The sequence below is a fragment of the Gilliamella sp. X-57 genome (genome assembly GCF_057063565.1).
The window spans coordinates 42,110-61,626 of sequence record NZ_JBXSQI010000017.1; the positions used below are offsets into that span (position 1 = coordinate 42,110).

Here is a 19,517-nt window from a genome sequence, read left to right on the forward strand (position 1 = left end):
GTCTTTTTTATCATGCAAACTTATGCCCTCCTTATGTTACAAGATGGTTCACAATTTATCGGAAAGTCAGTTGGTGCTGAGGGGCACACTGTTGGTGAAGTAGTATTTAACACCTCCATGACCGGCTATCAAGAAATCCTTACCGATCCCTCTTACTGCGAACAATTGGTTACACTGACCTATCCTCATATTGGTAATGTCGGAACAAATGATGATGATGCCGAATCCAGCCAAGTTTATGCAAAAGGGTTGATTATTCGTGATTTGCCATTATTAGCCAGCAATTACCGAAGCGAACTCGATCTTTCCAGCTATTTAAAAAAGCATAATGTTATTGCCATTGCCGATATTGATACGCGGCGCTTAACGCGTATTTTGCGTGAAAAAGGAGCACAGCATGGTGTTATCATAACATCAACGGATAAAAAGACCTTACTTGAAAAAGCCGAAATAGCCAAACAACAGGCAATAAATTTTAAAGGATTAAGTGGGCTTGATTTAGCTAAAGAAGTGACGTGTTCAACAAGTTATATTTGGACTCAAGGCATATGGACAAGGCAACAACAGCCCAATCCAATACCAGAAAACCAATTACCATATCATGTTGTTGCTTATGATTTTGGCGTAAAACGCAATATCCTGCGCATGTTAGTTGAGCGTGGTTGTAAATTAACTGTCGTACCAGCCAAAACGACAGCAGAAGAAGTCCTTGCATTAAAGCCAGATGGCATATTTTTATCTAATGGCCCAGGTGATCCAGCCCCTTGCCGTTATGCAATTGAGGCTATTAAGCAGTTTTTAAATACTGACATTCCTATCTTTGGCATCTGCTTAGGTCATCAACTTTTAGCGCTGGCATGTGGTGCTAAAACGATTAAAATGAAGTTTGGTCACCATGGCGGAAATCACCCCGTTAAAGATCTTGAAAATAATCGGGTGATGATCACCGCCCAAAATCATGGTTTTGCGGTAGATGAAACAAGTTTACCTGCTCATCTAAGAGCCACTCATAAATCACTATTTGATGGTTCACTGCAAGGTATTCATCACAATTACAAACCAGCTTTTAGTTTTCAAGGTCACCCAGAAGCCAGTCCCGGGCCACATGATGCCGCACCTCTTTTTGATCACTTTATTGACTTAATTAAAATTTATAAGCAGGAGCAATAATTATGGCTAAGCGAACAGATATCAACAGTATATTAATTATTGGCGCAGGCCCAATTGTTATTGGTCAAGCATGTGAATTTGATTATTCGGGTGCACAGGCCTGTAAGGCGCTACGTGAAGAAGGCTATCGCGTTATTTTAGTTAACTCCAATCCTGCCACTATCATGACGGATCCTGAAATGGCTGATGCCACTTATATCGAGCCAATTCATTGGACATGTGTTCGCAAGATTATTGAACAAGAAAGACCCGATGCTATTTTACCGACTATGGGCGGGCAAACAGCGCTAAATTGTGCATTAGAGCTCGAAAAGCAAGGCGTATTAAAAGAGTTTAATGTCGAAATGATTGGCGCAACAGCCGATGCTATAGATAAAGCCGAAGATCGCAAACGGTTTGATGAGGCTATGAAAAAAATAGGTCTTGATACTGCACGATCGGGTATTGCTCATTCACTTAAAGAAGCTTATGCCGTTCTTGAGCAGGTTGGTTTTCCCTGTATTATTCGCCCGTCTTTTACCATGGGAGGAACGGGGGGCGGAATTGCGTATAACACAGAAGAATTTGAAGAAATCTGTACCCGTGGGCTCGATCTTTCACCGACTAATGAACTGCTCATCGATGAATCATTGATAGGCTGGAAAGAGTACGAAATGGAAGTGGTGCGAGACAAAAATGACAATTGCATTATTGTTTGCTCAATTGAAAACTTCGATCCAATGGGTATTCACACCGGTGATTCAATTACCGTTGCGCCAGCACAAACATTGACGGATAAAGAGTATCAAATCATGCGTAATGCATCAATTGCCGTACTGCGTGAAATTGGCGTTGAAACTGGTGGCTCCAATGTACAATTCTCGGTTGATCCTAAAACCGGGCGATTAATTGTTATTGAGATGAATCCGCGAGTATCACGTTCATCAGCGTTAGCTTCTAAAGCTACTGGCTTTCCAATTGCTAAAATTGCTGCTAAGTTGGCAGTTGGTTATACACTCGATGAATTATCGAATGATATTACAGGTGGTAAAACACCTGCCTCATTTGAACCGTCGATTGATTATGTGGTCACTAAAATCCCACGCTTTAATTTTGAAAAGTTTGCTGGTTGTAACGATCGTTTAACCACGCAAATGAAATCGGTTGGTGAAGTCATGGCTATTGGGCGTACCTTTCAAGAATCATTACAAAAAGCATTGCGAGGGCTTGAGGTTGGCGCTTCAGGATTTGATCCTAAAATTGATGATTATACCGATGAAAAAAATATCACCAAAATTCGTTATGAACTCCAAGAAGCGGGCGCCGATCGTATTTGGTATATTGCCGATGCCTTTAGGGCTGGATTGAGTTTAGATGAGATTTTTACATTAACCAATATAGATCGTTGGTTTTTAATGCAAATTGAAGAGCTGGTTAATTTTGAAAACAAGCTAAAAGAGCAGTCACTTGCACAACTCGATCCAGAAACATTATGGCAATTAAAACGTAAAGGTTTTTCAGATTTACGCATTGCCAAACTACTTAATACCACCGAGCAATCGGTTCGCGATTTACGTTATCAATATCATATTCATCCCGTTTATAAACGGGTAGATACCTGTGCGGCTGAATTTGCAACGGATACTGCTTACCTTTATTCAACCTATGAGCAAGAGTGTGAAGCCAATCCTCAATTTAACCGTAAAAAAATTATGATCCTAGGTGGTGGTCCTAATCGAATTGGTCAAGGTATTGAGTTTGATTATTGCTGTGTGCATGCGGCATTAGCTCTGCGTGAGGATGGTTATGAAACCATTATGGTTAACTGTAACCCAGAAACTGTGTCAACCGATTATGATACTTCTGATCGCCTCTATTTTGAGCCAGTCACGCTTGAAGATGTGCTTGAGATTGCGCATGTTGAAAAGCCAAATGGTGTTATCGTGCAATATGGTGGACAAACACCACTAAAACTCGCCCGTGCACTTGAAGCAGCTGGGCTACCAATTATTGGTACCTCACCTGACGCTATCGATAAAGCCGAAGATCGCAAACGCTTTCAAGAAGTCGTCGATAAACTGAAATTAAAACAACCTGTCAACGCAACAGTGACTGATATTAATGAGGCAGTCATCAAAGCAGAAAAAATAGGTTATCCATTAGTGGTTAGACCTTCTTATGTATTAGGAGGTCGCGCAATGGAAATTGTTTATAATGAACAAGATTTACGCCGTTATTTTAAAACAGCCGTAAGTGAATCAAATAATGCGCCTGTTTTACTCGATCACTTTTTAGATGATGCCATTGAAGTTGATATTGATGTGATTGCTGATGGCGAACAAATTGTGATTGGTGGCATTATGGAACATATTGAACAAGCAGGCATTCACTCTGGTGATTCCGCTTGCTCACTGCCAACTCACACCTTAAGTGCAGAGATTTTAGACAAACTACGACAGCAGGCCAAACAATTGGCACTTGAACTTAATGTAAAAGGCTTAATGAATGGACAATTTGCCATCAAAGATAACCAAATTTATCTGATTGAAATTAATCCTCGTGCAGCACGTACCGTACCGTTTGTCTCAAAAGCAACAGGTTTACCACTGGCTAAAATTGCCGCTCGCGTGATGACAGGGCAATCGCTTGCTAAGCAAAATGTGACTAAAGAGGTGATTCCAGCTTATTATTCGGTAAAAGAAGTGGTATTGCCATTTAATAAATTCAGTGGTGTTGATCCAATCTTAGGTCCAGAAATGCGCTCAACGGGGGAAGTGATGGGAATCGGTAAAACCTTTGCTGAAGCCTTTGCTAAAGCGCAACTTGGTAGCCTATCGAATATGAAAAAATCAGGAAAAGCATTATTATCGGTTCGTGATCAGGATAAAACAAGGCTGTTAGAAGTTGCTAAACGATTAATTGCGTATGGATTTAGTATCGATGCAACTATCGGCACGGCAAAAGTGTTACAACAAGCAGATATACCATGCCAAATTGTAAAAAAAGAAAACGAAGGGCGACCAAATATCCATGACCATATAAAAAATGGCGAATATAGCTACATTCTTAATACCACTTCTGGACGAGCAGCCATTGAAGCGTCAAAAATATTGCGTCGAAGTGCCATTCAATATAAGGTACATTACGATACCACCATGAATGCTGCTTATGCTACAACTGCAGCGCTAGATTACGATCCAGCACAAACTGTAACGCCATTACAGCACCTTTATTGCTAATCACAAAGATAAAGACGAGCATCGCTCGTCTTTAAAAATCCCCGCCATAATCTAATAACTTTGCAATCACTCAATTGCTCGTAATAGACAATAAAATGCTCGTTTTTCATATAAAATAATGTTAATTTATTGGCTATATTTCAATTAATTTAATCAGTTATCATCATGGATATGATTCATTCTTCTGATCTAAAAACGATCATGCATTCCAAGCGAGCCAATATTTATTATTTAGAACATTGTCGTGTTTTGGTTAATGGTGGACGAGTTGAGTATGTGACTGAGCAAGGTCAGCAGTCGTTATATTGGAATATCCCAATAGCAAATACCACCTGTATTTTATTAGGTACGGGAACATCATTGACGCAAGCGGCAGTGCGAGAGCTTTCACGAGCAGGTGTTATGATTGGTTTTTGTGGTGGAGGTGGAACGCCTCTATTTTCATCAACCGAATCTGAATTTGCCTGTCAGTTTTTTTCACCACAAAGTGAATATCGTCCGACACAATACCTACAAAGTTGGTGTCAATTTTGGTTTGATGACAAACGTCGATTACAAGCAGCTAAATTATTACAACAAACACGGCTTAATATTATTAGTGAATGTTGGCCGCAATTTGATTGGGATGTTGATACAACGAAGTTAGCGCATATTCTTACTGATGCAACACAACAATTTACCGATGTTGATAATAGCCAAGCACTTTTAGCCGCAGAAGGGCGAATTAGCAAACGTCTTTATGGCATGGCAAATCAATTAACCTTACAAGATGACAAATTTAAACGAGAACAAGGCACACGAGGTAAAAGTCATGATCCCGCTAATCAATTTTTAGATCATGGTAACTATTTAGCCTATGGCCTTGGCGCAACGGCTTGTTGGGTATTAGGTTTACCACATGGGCTGGCTATTTTACACGGAAAAACTAGGCGTGGTGGCTTAGTTTTTGATGCGGCAGATATTATTAAAGATGGCATTGTATTACCTCAAGCTTTTTTATCAGCCAAACAAGGCGACAGTGAAAAAGAATTTCGTATGGCATGTATTGCGCAATTTGCCCAATTAGGTGCACTTGATAGGATTATTGATACTTTAAAACAGATAGCAGCTCAAATATGAATATTTTACTTGTTAGTCAATGCAAAAAGAACGCCTTAACCGAAACACGGCGGATTATCGATCAGTTTGCTGAGCGCTGCGGTGAACGGACATGGCAAAGCCCAATGACCGAAACTGGGTTACAAACGCTTTATAAATTATTACGCAAAACTGCACGAAAAAATACTGCTGTTGCATGTTATTGGACACATGGTAAAAATTTAACTGATCTTTTGTGGATTGTGGGCGATCGCAGTCAGTTTAATCAAGAGGGACGAGTCCCAACTAATCGTACTAAACGTAATATTTTACGCAGTGATAGCGAAAATTGTTGGCAATATGCAACCACCATTCAATTAATTACAACCATAGCGGCTCTACTTCATGATTTAGGTAAAGCAACGATTGGTTTTCAATCTAAATTACGAGCAGAAACGGTTGTGGCGGCTGATCCTTATCGACATGAATGGATTTCGTTGCAATTATTTTTATTAATGATTCAAGACTGCACCACCAACGAAGCCTTATTTAATCGATTAGCGCATTTTACTCAATATCAACAGCAACATCCTAATTGGTACAAGCAGCTTACCAAAGTTGAAAAAAATGATCTTACGCAGTTACCATTATTGGCACAATGGATTGCGTGGCTCATTGTGTCACATCATAGAATGCCGTTTTTACAAGATTCATTAACGGGGGATATTAAAAATTTACAGAAAATAGATTTTGATATATCTGGTTTAACTGTCCGAAGTTTTTATAAAACATTTAAGGCAATTGATAAATGGGTTAAAAATAGTCATAGTCAACACACTTCACCCAACGATTTTTGGCAGCTTAAAAGCGATATTACCTTAAGTCAGCCTTGGCTGAAAAAACTAAGCCGTTATGCAGCCAAAGCCTTAAATCATGTGCCTTTAATGCAATTGTCTAATATTGACGCGTTTTTATTGCATATTTCGCGTTTAAGCTTAATGTTGGCTGATCATAACTACTCAAGTTTATCTTTAGCAAATGAAGAAGCCGAAAAACATAAAGCAATCTTAATTGCCAATACCAATTACCTGAAAAAAGCGAAGCAACGTTTAGATGATCATTTAATTGGTGTTGCTAATTTTTCAGCCCGCTTTGCTCGTTTATTACCTAAAATAATCACAGAATTACCAGCAATTAATCAGCATAAACCCTTTACCAAACGGACAAGTGTAAAACGATTTCAATGGCAAAATCATGCTTTTGATTTAGCGAAAAGTTATCAACCAATATCTGATGAGTGTGGCTTTTTTGGCGTGAATATGGCATCGACTGGCTGCGGTAAAACCTTAGCCAATGGGCGAATAATGTATGCGCTTTCAAATCCTAAATGGGGCGTGCGTTTTACCATCGCGTTGGGATTACGTGTTTTAACGTTGCAAACAGGTAAAGCATTAAGAGAAAGATTACACTTAAGTGATGAACATCTGGCAATTTTAGTGGGTGGGCGAGCCACAAAAACCTTGTTTGAGCTAAGTAATGAAGAAATACAACAAAACGATTCTGCAAAAAGTTCAGAAAACCAAGGTAGTGAATCTATCGAATCGTTACTTGATGAATATATTGATGTAGCAGAAAGTGGTATTGCTGATTGTGAATTAGGTACCATTATCGAAAACAGCAAAGCAAGACAATTACTCTATGCGCCCATTGTGACATGCACTATTGACCATATTATCCAAGCGAGCGAATGTACGCGAGGCGGTAAATATATTGCACCCACACTAAGGTTGTTAACCTCAGACCTGATTTTAGATGAGCCGGATGATTTTGATCAACACGATTTGCCAGCGCTGGCGCGTTTAGTGCATTTAGCTGGATTGTTTGGGAGCAAAGTACTACTGTCATCGGCAACCTTAACACCAGATTTAATTGCCGGATTATTTGACGCTTACCAAGCCGGGCGAAAAATTTGGAATCAAAATAACCAATATGCCGATAATACCATTGTATGTGGCTGGTTTGATGAATATCAACAGTCGATATCACAAATTGCTGATACTAAAACGTTTAGCGAGCACCATCAACAATTTGTAGCAACACGCATTCATCAATTAGCACAAAGTGCAATCCGCCGTAAAGGGCATATTTTGGATCTACTAAATTACCAAGAAAATAAAACAGAAAACCAAAAACTCAATTATACTGTACTGGCTAAGCAACTATTAGATCAAGCTTATCAATTTCACCAAGATCATCATCAAATTGATAAAAAATCACAAAAAAAAGTAAGTATCGGTTTAATGCGTTTTGCCCATATAGAAGATGTTATTTCACTTACAGAACAAATTTATGCACAAACGAAGTTACCTAATGATACCGCTTTTCATATCGTGGTCTATCATGCTCGGCAACTGCTGTTATTACGTAGTCAATTAGAAGAAAAGCTCGATAGAATTTTAAATCGCAGTGATGAACAAGCACTATTTAGCCAACCCGAAATTTTCCAGGCTATAAAAAGTAGCAAGAAAGAAAACCATATCTTTATTGTGATAGGCACGCCAGTCACCGAAGTTGGGCGCGATCACGATTATGATTGGGCAATTGTAGAACCATCATCCATGCGATCTATTATTCAGTTAGTTGGACGGGTATGGCGTCACCGACCACAAAAAATTGCACAAAAGGCCAATGTGGCCATATTAGGATCGAATTTAAAAGCAATTGAATCTAAATATCGTACGGATCAAGCCTGTTTTACTAAACCAGGTTTTGAAGAAAAGCCATTATTCTTGCTGAAAACCCATAAAACAAATGAACTAATTCCTGGGCATCAGTTAGTAAATATTGATGCGGTTCCACGTATTCAGTCTTGCCCAGAAGATGGGCTGACTCTTGCCGAACTAGAACATAAGGTCATGGCAGATCTGTTTGCGATTAATGCCCGTAAAAGTAATTATGTGACCAGCTATTGGCAACAAGGCTTAGCCCATCACCATTGTGTGCATTTACAGGCGATTTCGCCATTTAGAGGGAATGATAAGACACAAGATGAATATATTTGCCAACTTGACGATGATGGAAATTACCAATTTAGCTATGCAGATATCGCATGGCAAACACCAGATGACTGCTGTAAAGATACCCAAAATAGTATAATTGAATATAAAAACTGGTCACTTGCTAATCCTAGCATCCAACCTTGGCTAATTAATAGTGTCGAGCAAGCCATAGCAAAAATAGCCGAATATTTCCCAAATAAAACGCCATATCGATTAGCGAATGAATTTTGTAGCGTAAGCTTATATCGTAATTGTAGTTGGTATTTTCATCCTTGCTTTGGATTTTATAAAAAGCAAGAATAAAAGAATCTTGTTTTTATACTGAAACACATAGTTACCTGAAACTTTTTGACAAAATATTGTCAGGTGAATAATGGTTGCTAGTAAAAGTGAGGTAATTCTTTTATACTTGGTGACGCTGCTGTATAAGCAGTTTAGAAATATTAAATTTTTTCAAATATTGATTATACATTCTACATTCACCGCCGAATAGGCGGTTTTCATTCTTAATCGTTAATTTATAGTGTTTTTTATTTTCCCTATTAAATTTTATATTTAATAAATATTTTGCTTTTTTATATAGATATATTACAAAAATGTAATTTAATTTACATGACGGCGTACAACAAAATTGTAACGTTAAATACGGGTAACCCCGTATGTGTCTGCATCTTGTGTTTAAAATTTTAACAATCATAAATAATAAAAAATTATATAATTATTAAAATTGTTTATATTGCTGTGTAAATGGTTTGGAAATATTAATTTTTTTTGAATGTCGATTTATATATTTACTGAATAATTTTTTTTATTATTAATCATATAATTATTATATTTGTGTGATTTTGTATTCCCTATTATATTTTTTTATTTTTTAAATTTCTTGACTTGATTTTTATACATAGTTATATTACGTAAATGTAATGTTAAGTTACATAACAACGTACTACAAAATTATAGTATTAAATACAAAAAAACCCCGGATGTTGCAGCATCTGAGGTTTAGAATTTTATCAACCGTGCATAATTAGGAGGACAAAATTATGCTTAAGAATAAAATGTTAAAAATTCAATGTCAAATTTCAATTGAAAATATTCAGTTATCTCACTTAAAAAAGTTAGATATTAATACTTCAGCAGCTAATGATGAAGTAAATATCGAATTCTCTCGTCAGTTTAAATATTATTCAATTCAAGATCTAATGAAAGTTCTGAATATTTCGACGACTAAAGAAGTTGAATACTTAATTAAGAAATTGGGACTTGAACAATCTCAGTATCGATATTTTAATTCTCATAACGAATGGATTTATAACCGTGATGCATTAAATATATTAAATTTATATCTAAAATATAAAGTAGCATAATATTAAATAAAAGGCTTATATCATTGTATATAAGCCTTTTTGGGCTTTTAAATTATGAGAAACATAAGGAGGAGGGGCAATGAATAATATTTCTTGGCAAGATATAAGAAAAGTAATTTTAGATTTTCTGCAACAGCGACTTGCCAATAATAGTAGCTATAAAAGTGAAACCGCTAAGCTAGAAAAAGCAAAAGAAGCAGGCGATCAGGTCGCAGTGAATGAAGCTCAGCAAAAGTTAGCTGAACTTGCTAAAAGGTTTGATTTTGAAACGTGGATGGAAGATGCGGCTATTCGTCGTATTTCATGGCTTCTTATCGCAACGCATCTCTCCAAGGGAATTCACCCTAGCTCTAAGGCTTGTAATGCTAATTATAATACTCAGGTAAAACCTAATACTTTAGGTAATTTTGTATCATCTTCTACAGTAAATGTCCTGCCTTTTGATGCAACAGGTAGCGCTGCATCCTTAGATATATTTGGATTACTAAATCAAACTGTTAAAAATGATATAACAATTTTACAGCTTATTATTAATAATCACCCTGCTGTTCAAGAAGCTTTATCTGATGATAAAAATAAATCTGCTCTTTATTTGGAAAATTTTCAGCAGTTACTTAGAGATAATTGGAGTGATGCGCAGGCTTCGGAACTTAATAAGCAATTTTTCTGGCCGAATAGTGAAGAAACTTATTTGTCACAGCATGAAAATAATTATCGCTTACTGATTCCACTGCATCCTAGTGCTTTGTGCCATTTAGTTTATAAAAAGGTACAAACACGATTTTCGGAAGAAAATAAAAATGCACGAGAACTGCGCCGAAAAAAGGATGTTGAGCATCAACCTTATTTTTCTTTTCACGAGCTGGCTGTTGTTAGGCTTGGTGGCAGTAATGCTCAAAATGCAAGCCAACTTATTGGTAGTCAAATGGGGCGTAATTTTTTATTGCCTTCCATACCTCCTAAATTCAAAAACTCGCCATTTCCAATGGTAGGCAAACAACAAGAAACTATTTTCAATCATACATTGCAATATTTCTGCCGATTTGGTTTTAAATTACTGTTTGATATGGTTGAAGCACCAAAAAATATTGTAGAAGAACGAGATGATCGTAAAGATGCGTTTGCGGTGATTTTATCATTACTACTTAAGTTTGCTCGCCATATTCAAACTACTCAACCAGCAGGTTGGAGTCGTGATTATTCACTTAATTTTAATGAAAAACTTTGGCTTGATCCACAGCGAGCCCAATTAGAGAATGAAGAGGATTTTAAAAACCAGTATGAACAAGGTGATTGGCAGCAAAGTTTAGAAAAAAGTTTTGCAAATTGGGTTCAAAATGCTTTAAAAGAAAAATTTAAAAATATTAAACAGCAATTTGCCGATCCTGAATTTAGTGAATGGCGCCGTGAATTTAGTGCAGCGGTAAAAGCAAGTCAACGTAAACGGGAGGGGATTTTCTAATGGCATCATTACGTTATTATTTATTATTTGATCATGTCAAAATCCATAATGCCAATGCAATTTCTAGCCCATTAACGTATGGATTCCCTGCTATTTCGGGGTTTTTGGGTGCTATTCATGCTTTAAGTCGTAAAATTGAATCAGAAAATCCTATTTACTTAGATGGCGTGTTAATTGCATGTCATGAATGTGATGTACAAGTTTATCGACCAAACAACTATGCGGATTATACTTTTCGATTAACACGCAATCCACTAGCTAAAAATGGTAGTACTCGTTCAATTATTGAAGAAGGGCGAGTTCATCTAGATGTTTCATTGCTTGTTGAGGTAAAAATTGAAGATCGTGAAACATTAGATGATGCAGATGAGCAGCAAGTATTCATCCAACAGATGAAACAAAAACTTTACCAGCAACGTGTTGCTGGTGGGCAGGTTGTCGATATTGAATCAGTCGCGCTATATTCTGCATCAGAATCAAATAAACACTTAATCAATGCACTATTACCCGCATTTGTTTTGGTTGAGGCACCACAAGATTTACAAGATATCACTGCGAAATTACAGCAACAAGATCCTAATGCTACAGCGCTTGATGCCTTGATTGAAACTGCAATGTTACATCATCATCCTCAAGAAAAAGATCATTGGCAAACTACATCAGTTAAACAAGGGCGCGGTTGGCTTGTGCCTTTACATTTGGGCTATCAAGCTATTTCGCCACTATTTTCAGCCGGTAAGGTTGAACATGCGCGCAGTAATGAGCATGCCACGCAATTTGTGGAGTGTATTTATGGGCTTGGTAAATGGGTCTTTCCTTTACGCTTGAAAGAGAATTTATCACAGGCTTTTTGGCGTTATAAATGCAGTGAGTTGCAATCTAATGATGCAGAAATTTATGTTATTAATCAAGAAACCAATTAAGTAAATTTAGAAAATTATAGAATAAGGAATACATTATGAGTAAAGATAAAATCACCACCGCCAGCGTACTTGCTTTTGAACGTAGTTTTGATATTTCTGATGCGATTTTTGCACAGCAAGATAATAGGGATTCCAATAAATTATCTCCTGTTACAGTCACTGAAAAATCAGTGCGAGGCACTATTTCAAATCGTCTTAAAAATGCAGTTGCAAACGATCCAACCAAATTAGATGCTGAAATACAAAAGCCAAATTTACAAACAGTTGATGTTGCTGCGTTAGATGCCGATAAAGATACTTTGGTCGTGACATGGAGCTGTAAAGTGTTGCCATTTTTAGGTAAACCTTCCGTGTGTAATGATATCGAATATCAAAAAGAACTAGAAAAAACAACGCAGGATTATATTCAAACGCAAGGAATGCTTAACTTGGCTAAGCGTTATGCCATTAATATCTTAAATGGTCGTTGGTTATGGCGTAATCGTATGACCGCGGAGCACATTAGCCTTTCAGTTACTCGAAAAAATGATAAAAAACCATTCATTGAAGTCAGCGATGTTAAACAATACCAGCTTAATGTATTTGATTATGATGATAAATCGGTAAATGATCTTGCTAAACTGATTGAAGCTGGATTATCCGGTAAAGAGTTTGTGATTTTTAACGTTGAAGCCAAACTGAAAATGGGCTTAGGTCAAGAAGTCTATCCATCACAAGAATTAATCCTAGATACTGGCAAAACTAAAAGTAAAGTATTGTATGAGAAGAACCAACAAGCCGCCATGCATTCACAAAAAGTCAGTAATGCTATCCGAACTATCGATACTTGGTATGAAGATAATGCACAATTTCCAATAGCGATAGAACCGTATGGCTCAGTCACTTCAATGGGGCATGCTTTCCGCCAACCAAAACAGAAATCAGACTTTTATACCCTATTTGATAATTGGGTTTTAAAAGGCGAAAAACCAGCGCTTGATCAGCAACATTATGTGATTGCGGTATTAATTCGTGGTGGTGTATTTGGGGCCAGCGGTAAGGAGTAAATAAGATGCACTCACACTATTTAGAGTTGCGAGCCATTTCGCAAATTGAGATAACCGAAGTGGATGTAATGAATCAAGTGATGCAATCATTACACCAAATTTTGGTCAATCACCAAGGCAATATCGCAATTAGCTTTCCTTGTTACAGAGTGCACCAAACATTAGGCGGAGTGATTCGCCTATTGGGCACCGAGCAGGAGTTGCAAAACCTTAAAGCAGATATACAGCAAAAATCATCAATTCGTGATTATGCCTTACCGATGCCTATCAAAACCGTACCGACGACGATAAAAGGCTATTTACGTTTTAGCCGTGTTAATCCGAAAGGTCAAAGTGCATTAAAGCGTGCCGAAAAACGATTAACAGCACAAGGAAAATGGACACCTGAAGTAAAAAATAAAATGATTGAAAAGTGGGGAAGCGTTCATTTGCAATATCCACACTTTCATTTGCATAGTAAAAGTACAGGGCAAAAATTTATTTTGTGGATAAAGCAAGAAAAATGCCTAGAGCCAGTACAAGGCAAATTTAATAGCTATGGACTAAGCCAAACCGCAACGGTTCCTGATTTTTAAATTTCTAACCCTTTTTTTGAGGATGATTTTAACATATTGATTATTATTGATATTAGAATAGAGACAAAAAAAGGGTAAAAATTGGGTAAAGTGCAATATGCTCTTTTGTAATAAGGAACTATTGAGATAAAATTCTACTTCAATGCCGTATAGGCAGTTTAGAAAAAGTATTTCAGCAAAAAAAACGTCTTCGTCAACTTCAATGCCGTATAGGCAGTTTAGAAATAAGTGCAATAAATATATAGATGCTGGTCAAGCTTCAATGCCGTATAGGCAGTTTAAAAAACGCTCATATTTAAATCGTGTCATTATTGTAACTTCAATATTTCAATTAAAGCGTGTATCTCTTTTTTCGGCTTTCTTAAGCTTGAAACGGTATAGAATCCTGAATATTTTTTACAAAAAATATCACCTAAAAAGTGAACCGTTCAACTTTAACCAAACGTTTAATTCCATAACCGATGGTTTTATCAGGTTCTCACGGGTTAAGGGGGATAGATAGCTTTCATTGAGTTTGCTTTAGCACGTTATAGATGGTCAAATGACTGACCATAAAACGTTTAGCTAAATCAGTGACGGTTAGTTTTCTTTATGATATCGCGCCATACCTCTTGTCTGTGATATGGCATTATTTTGGTTTTTTATCGATATTTATGACCGTATTTTTTCTAATTACTGTAAATAATGTGAGTAATTACTACACATTATTAGCATAACAGCATTACTATTCAGCCCCAACTTGCGAAGTCATTTTTATCTCTCGATTATCGGTAATTTCTAAATTCGATAGCACCACTAATTGAGGAAAGTTAGGTCTTAAAAATTGCGATAACATCGGTCTTAATGCATGATTAACTAATAATACCGGTGGAGCGCCGATGGCATCTTGTTGATTAATGGCTTGTCTGATTTGTTCAATAATGTGTTCGGCAAGTCCCGGTTCAAAATTGCTGGTATTTTGCAGCGCTTGTAATAACAAACGTTCTAAATTGATATTTAATCCTATGACATTAATTGGGTCAGAGCCTGGGAACCATTGTTGTGTAATAACTCTACCTAAAGCTATTCTTACCATACTAAGTAGCTGATAAGCATCATTTTGAGTTGGCGCATGTTCACAGATTGTTTCAATAATAGTTCGCATATCTCGAATTGACACTTTTTCGGCGATTAAATTTTGCAGTATTTTATGAAAGGTGGTTAATGTCACAACGCCTGGAATAAAGTCTTCTACTAATTTTGGAATATCCTGTTTTATTCTATCGAGTAGTTCTTGGGTTTCTAAGCGTCCTAATAAGTCACTAGCAAATTGTTGTAATAAATGGTTGAAGTGTGTTGCGATCATAGTACTGGTATCCACAACAGTATAACCTAATATTTGTGCATTTTCTTTATCACTTGCATCTATCCATACCGCTGGTAACCCAAAGGCGGGCTCAGTTGTTGGTGTGCCTTCAATCGTTTCGATGACATTGCCGGGATTAATGGCTAGCCATTTATTATTCACAATTTCACCTTTGCCAATTTCCCCGCCTTTGATAAATATTTTATATTGATAAGGTGCTAACGAAAGATTGTCTCTTATATGCACCTGTGGGGGTAAAAAACCCAGTGTTTGCGCAAATTTTTTGCGTAAACTACGAATTCGCCCTAACAACTCTCCATTTTGAGTTTGATCAACCATTGGTATTAATCCATAACCCACTTCCATGGCTAATATATCTTCAATATTGACATCAGACCATGTCGCTTCAATATTGGCCGGCGTGGTTGCTTGCACATTAGCTTGTTTAGGTGCGGCTGTCTGTTCTGTTTTTTTCTGTTTAGTTAGCCACCAAGAGATAATGGATAAGATAGCAGTAAAGAGTAAAAAAACTAAATTTGGCATGCCCGGAATTAGCCCAAGTAAACCAATTACAACAGCGGTTAAAATTAATACTTGCGGATTGTTAAAAAGCTGGGTAATCATTTGATTACTAATGTTATCTTGCGATGTAACTCGCGTAACAATAACCCCTGCTGCTGTTGAAATAATTAGGGACGGTATTTGTGCAACCAAGCCATCACCAATGGTCAGTAACACATAGGTTTTACTTGCATCAGATAGCGCCATATCATGTTGCACAACCCCAACGAGCAAGCCGCCAATAATGGTAATGGCCATTATTAATAATCCGGCAATTGCATCACCACGTACAAATTTACTGGCACCATCCATCGAACCATAAAAATCTGCTTCTTGGGATACTTCGGCTCGACGTGCTTTGGCTTCATCTTCACCAATTAAGCCGGCATTGAGATCGGCGTCAATGGCCATTTGTTTGCCTGGCATGCCGTCTAATGCAAAGCGTGCACCCACTTCAGCTATTCTACCTGCCCCTTTGGTGATAACCATAAAGTTGATGATAACCAAAATGATAAATACGACAATACCAATAGCAAAATTACCGCCTACTAAAAAGTGTCCAAAAGCTTCAATCACCCGTCCAGCCGCAGCGCTGCCGGTGTGACCTTTTAGTAAAACGACTCGTGTTGAGGCAACGTTTAATGATAATCTTAATAACGTTGCAAATAATAAAACGGTCGGAAATGCTGCAAAATCGAGCACTCGTTTAGTGAATAAAGCCACTATCAGGATAATAATTGATAAAGCAATATTAAACGTAAAAAACAGATCCAAAATAAAGGCAGGAAGTGGTAATACCATCATTGAAAGAATCAATAAGATTAGCATTGGACCTGCCAATATCTGATAATGGCCATTTTTTAACGTATTAAGCGATAATAATGTAAGTAGTTTAGATTTAATCATAAGATGAGTAATTGCCTTTATTTATTTACGGATAATGACTCAGGAATGGGTAAATTATCGGGTGCGATTGGTTTATTGCCACCATATTTATGCCAATGTTTTAATTGATATACCCAAGCTAAAATTTGTGCAACTGCGGTATATAATTCTGTTGGAATCGTTTCACCTATTTCACCATGGCGGTATAACGCTCTAGCTAAAGGTGGTGCTTCTAATAGCGGTATATTATATTCAGTGGCAATTTCTCTAATGCGTAGCGCAATGTTATCTGTTCCTTTTGCCAGTAATTTTGGTGCAATCATGGTTTTTTCATCATATTGTAAAGCAACCGCATAATGGGTTGGATTGGTCACAATGACATTGGCTTTTGGCACATCTTTCATCATTCGACGTCTGGCAATCGCTTGTTGCATTTGGCGAATACGCCCTTTAATTTGCGGGTTTCCTTCTTGTTCTTTAAATTCATCTTTAATTTCTTGTTTTGACATTTTCAATTTTTTCAAATTGCTCCATATTTGATAAAAAATATCAAAACCAACCATGGGTATTAACGATATAACGCTTAACATTCCACAAAAAATCACTAACTGTATGGCTTTAGCTAATGCATTATTTAAATACATATGGGGTAACGCAAGCAGGTCAGAAAAATGGTGCATTAAAAACCACGCTGATGCGATAGAAATTAAAATAACTTTAAGTAGACTTTTTAGTAATTCAGAAAAGATTTTAGTACTAAATAATCTGCCAAAACCAGCGATAGGATTTAATTTATTAAAGTTGGGTTTAATTGATTGCAGACTAAATAGTAGTCCTCCCACACAAAGTGGTGCAAATATGGCAACAATAACTAAACCAAAAAAGATTGGCACAATTGACCAAAAGCCATGGGTTAACAAGTTAATTAAATTAAAGACGATCAATTTATCATCGCTTGTTTTATTCGAAAACATCATTGCTGATTTTATGATGGTGATTAACTGGTTAACTAAATGTGACCCCATTAATCCAAACAAAGAGATGCCTATTAATAAGATTATCAACGAAGTTAACTCGCGAGATCGAGGGATCTGTCCCTTTTCTCTAGCCTTTTTTATTTTGCTATCGGTGGGATGTTCGCTTTTATCTAGATCATTATCGTCAGCCATGAGGAATCAAATAAAACTTCATCGTTTAATTAGAGTTTACACGCCTAACAGTATGACCTAATTACTCACAAATTATTGGCTTAATAAGAGGGCATTTTTGGCGGTATTTATCGCCTTTACCATCAACAAATATTAATTCTCCGTTAAACTTTGGCTCGTTTTGATGAGATTACATCGGCTTGTTGGTAGCCATTATTGGTATAAACAACTGGACTGTTTATGCCTTTAAGATAGTTAATTGATTGCTGGGTAATATTCATGCGATTTTGGATGATTAATCCATTATCACGATTTATATTAGCTAATAATTTTGTTGTGTCTGTGATAGATAGCCAATGCGCTGCAATGGTTGGATTGTCGTTATAGGGGGGATGAATACCTAATTGTTTACTTAATGTTACGCGTTTTTCATCCAGTAACTTTAATTGAATCAATAACTGGCTTTTTTTATTAATAATTTCATTTAACTGATTTGTTGAACTATTATCAATTAATATTTGTTGTTCTGTTTGTAGAATTCCTGAGAGTGTTTGTAACATTTCGGTTATTTGGTTTAGGATGTCATCGAGCTCTAACATTTATATATCCCTGTAATTCTGACTTATTCTAAATATGTTGCAGTAATTGATTAATTAATTTGTCTGCAATTTTATGGGTATCAATAACTAATGTGCCGTTGGTAATGGCTTGTTTTATTTTTTCAATTTTTTCTATATCAATATCTTTATCGGTTGAATGCAACAGATTCATTGAGTTTTGAGTGATACTCACGGTAGTGCTTGCATTAGTACTGTTTTGGGTTGGTACAGATGCTGTTTGATTTTTTTGTTGTTCATTCACTACATCACGGTTAAGTAGTCCTGATATGCTTGTCACGGATTTTGTTGCATCGATACTCATAAAATACCTTTAATCAAATTGACGATTTAAGTGATTTGTTTAGTTTTATTATCGGCAATAATAAAAAAATCATTAATATTATTTGTTGAAAATAATAACCCCTTGGTGAGTCAATGTTCCTTCAACAATATTGTTAGAATTTAGTTTAACTCTAATGTTATCATTTAATACACCATTGCTAAGAGTCTTGCCATTCGTTTCTATTTGATAACCTTCACCATTAATTATCACTTTGGTTATTTGTCCTGCTTTTATCAGCCAATTTTTTTGAAGCATTGTGGTTTTGATTGACTCATCAAGATTAATATTGCGTAAAGCTATATGATTAAGTACGTCAGCTTCATTTAAAATGACAGCGGAAGGTAGCTTATCTAACCAACCTGATTGTATACGTATGTGATCTTTGTTGATGATAGTACCAGCGCTTATTGCTTGCTTAGCTACAATATAGTTCCCCATCACAGCCACATTAATCTGGATAAATTTTTTCTGATTATCACATTGAGCACAAATGGTCATGTTGCCCCACTGTTTTTTTTTATTTAATAACGAAAGTATAGGCGTATCGCAACTTAATTGTGGTTTGGCGGTCAGGTAAGTAATCGAAATATCATCTACTTTATGGCTAAATTGCTGAGAGATTAAATTGTAAATCTGCTTATCAAAAGAACTTGCCACAACAGGATATCCGCTAAATAGTATAAAAATAGCGAGTATTAATTTTGCGATTTTAATCATGTTTATCTGTTTCAAATTATGC

14 protein-coding genes are annotated in these 19,517 nt (G+C 36.6%); 9 read left to right on the plus strand and 5 right to left on the minus strand.

Annotation, left to right across the window (positions count from 1 at the left end):
* The first annotated feature begins 12 nt into the window (after positions 1-12).
* The 9 genes from carA to cas6f all read left to right on the plus strand — a co-directional run bounded on the left by carA (position 13) and on the right by cas6f (position 13,897).
* Entirely contained in the window at positions 13-1,170 is a 1,158-nt protein-coding gene (gene carA, locus ACYIAL_RS09020) for a glutamine-hydrolyzing carbamoyl-phosphate synthase small subunit (RefSeq protein ID WP_483751472.1), read from the plus strand.
* A gap of 2 nt (positions 1,171-1,172) precedes the next feature.
* Positions 1,173-4,388: a carbamoyl-phosphate synthase large subunit gene (gene carB, locus ACYIAL_RS09025; RefSeq protein ID WP_483751473.1), complete on the plus strand. Its 3,216-nt coding sequence runs from the start codon at positions 1,173-1,175 to the stop codon at positions 4,386-4,388.
* A 165-nt stretch (positions 4,389-4,553) separates the two neighbouring features.
* Positions 4,554-5,507, plus strand: a complete 954-nt coding sequence (gene cas1f / locus ACYIAL_RS09030; RefSeq protein ID WP_483751474.1) for a type I-F CRISPR-associated endonuclease Cas1f — start codon at positions 4,554-4,556, stop codon at positions 5,505-5,507.
* Entirely contained in the window at positions 5,504-8,827 is a 3,324-nt protein-coding gene (gene cas3f / locus ACYIAL_RS09035) for a type I-F CRISPR-associated helicase Cas3f (protein WP_483751475.1), read from the plus strand. Before cas1f ends, cas3f begins: the two co-directional genes overlap by 4 nt.
* Positions 8,828-9,567: 740 nt before the next feature.
* Positions 9,568-9,891, plus strand: a complete 324-nt coding sequence (locus tag ACYIAL_RS09040; RefSeq protein WP_483751476.1) for a hypothetical protein — start codon at positions 9,568-9,570, stop codon at positions 9,889-9,891.
* A gap of 79 nt (positions 9,892-9,970) precedes the next feature.
* Positions 9,971-11,353, plus strand: coding sequence for a type I-F CRISPR-associated protein Csy1 (csy1, locus tag ACYIAL_RS09045; protein ID WP_483751477.1), 1,383 nt, complete (start codon positions 9,971-9,973; stop codon positions 11,351-11,353).
* On the plus strand, positions 11,353-12,276 hold the full coding sequence (gene csy2 / locus ACYIAL_RS09050; protein WP_483751478.1) for a type I-F CRISPR-associated protein Csy2: 924 nt from the start codon (positions 11,353-11,355) through the stop codon (positions 12,274-12,276). The genes csy1 and csy2 overlap by 1 nt, the downstream gene beginning before the upstream one ends.
* Positions 12,277-12,311: 35 nt before the next feature.
* A complete protein-coding gene (gene csy3 / locus ACYIAL_RS09055) occupies positions 12,312-13,322 on the plus strand; it encodes a type I-F CRISPR-associated protein Csy3 (RefSeq protein ID WP_483751479.1) in 1,011 nt (336 codons plus the stop codon).
* Between the two features lie 5 nt (positions 13,323-13,327).
* The gene (cas6f, locus tag ACYIAL_RS09060; protein ID WP_483751480.1) at positions 13,328-13,897 is read left to right on the plus strand and encodes a type I-F CRISPR-associated endoribonuclease Cas6/Csy4; all 570 of its coding nucleotides are present in this window, start codon (positions 13,328-13,330) and stop codon (positions 13,895-13,897) included.
* Between the two features lie 724 nt (positions 13,898-14,621).
* Here the strand turns inward: cas6f and flhA are convergent.
* From flhA to flgA, 5 genes are all read right to left on the minus strand, one after another.
* Entirely contained in the window at positions 14,622-16,709 is a 2,088-nt protein-coding gene (gene flhA / locus ACYIAL_RS09065) for a flagellar biosynthesis protein FlhA (protein WP_085247574.1), read from the minus strand.
* Positions 16,710-16,726: 17 nt separating this feature from the next.
* The gene (gene flhB / locus ACYIAL_RS09070) at positions 16,727-17,857 is read right to left on the minus strand and encodes a flagellar biosynthesis protein FlhB (protein ID WP_483751481.1); all 1,131 of its coding nucleotides are present in this window, start codon (positions 17,855-17,857) and stop codon (positions 16,727-16,729) included.
* Between the two features lie 143 nt (positions 17,858-18,000).
* Positions 18,001-18,435 (minus strand): flagella synthesis protein FlgN, encoded by a 435-nt coding sequence (locus ACYIAL_RS09075; RefSeq protein WP_160431467.1) that lies wholly within the window; start codon positions 18,433-18,435, stop codon positions 18,001-18,003.
* A gap of 28 nt (positions 18,436-18,463) precedes the next feature.
* On the minus strand, positions 18,464-18,757 hold the full coding sequence (flgM, locus tag ACYIAL_RS09080) for a flagellar biosynthesis anti-sigma factor FlgM (RefSeq protein WP_483747979.1): 294 nt from the start codon (positions 18,755-18,757) through the stop codon (positions 18,464-18,466).
* Positions 18,758-18,835: 78 nt separating this feature from the next.
* On the minus strand, positions 18,836-19,495 hold the full coding sequence (flgA, locus tag ACYIAL_RS09085) for a flagellar basal body P-ring formation chaperone FlgA (RefSeq protein WP_483747978.1): 660 nt from the start codon (positions 19,493-19,495) through the stop codon (positions 18,836-18,838).
* Positions 19,496-19,517 lie beyond the last annotated feature (22 nt).

Excerpts from the sequence above, each read along its gene's own strand:
- carA (WP_483751472.1), top strand. The coding sequence starts at position 13 with ATGCAAACTTATGCCCTCCTTATGTTACAAGATGGTTCACAATTTATC.
- carB (WP_483751473.1), top strand. The coding sequence starts at position 1,173 with ATGGCTAAGCGAACAGATATCAACAGTATATTAATTATTGGCGCAGGC.
- cas1f (WP_483751474.1), top strand. The coding sequence starts at position 4,554 with ATGGATATGATTCATTCTTCTGATCTAAAAACGATCATGCATTCCAAG.
- cas3f (WP_483751475.1), top strand. The coding sequence starts at position 5,504 with ATGAATATTTTACTTGTTAGTCAATGCAAAAAGAACGCCTTAACCGAA.
- ACYIAL_RS09040 (WP_483751476.1), top strand. The coding sequence starts at position 9,568 with ATGCTTAAGAATAAAATGTTAAAAATTCAATGTCAAATTTCAATTGAA.
- csy1 (WP_483751477.1), top strand. The coding sequence starts at position 9,971 with ATGAATAATATTTCTTGGCAAGATATAAGAAAAGTAATTTTAGATTTT.
- csy2 (WP_483751478.1), top strand. The coding sequence starts at position 11,353 with ATGGCATCATTACGTTATTATTTATTATTTGATCATGTCAAAATCCAT.
- csy3 (WP_483751479.1), top strand. The coding sequence starts at position 12,312 with ATGAGTAAAGATAAAATCACCACCGCCAGCGTACTTGCTTTTGAACGT.
- cas6f (WP_483751480.1), top strand. The coding sequence starts at position 13,328 with ATGCACTCACACTATTTAGAGTTGCGAGCCATTTCGCAAATTGAGATA.
- flhA (WP_085247574.1), bottom strand. The coding sequence starts at position 16,709 with ATGATTAAATCTAAACTACTTACATTATTATCGCTTAATACGTTAAAA.
- flhB (WP_483751481.1), bottom strand. The coding sequence starts at position 17,857 with ATGGCTGACGATAATGATCTAGATAAAAGCGAACATCCCACCGATAGC.
- ACYIAL_RS09075 (WP_160431467.1), bottom strand. The coding sequence starts at position 18,435 with ATGTTAGAGCTCGATGACATCCTAAACCAAATAACCGAAATGTTACAA.
- flgM (WP_483747979.1), bottom strand. The coding sequence starts at position 18,757 with ATGAGTATCGATGCAACAAAATCCGTGACAAGCATATCAGGACTACTT.
- flgA (WP_483747978.1), bottom strand. The coding sequence starts at position 19,495 with ATGATTAAAATCGCAAAATTAATACTCGCTATTTTTATACTATTTAGC.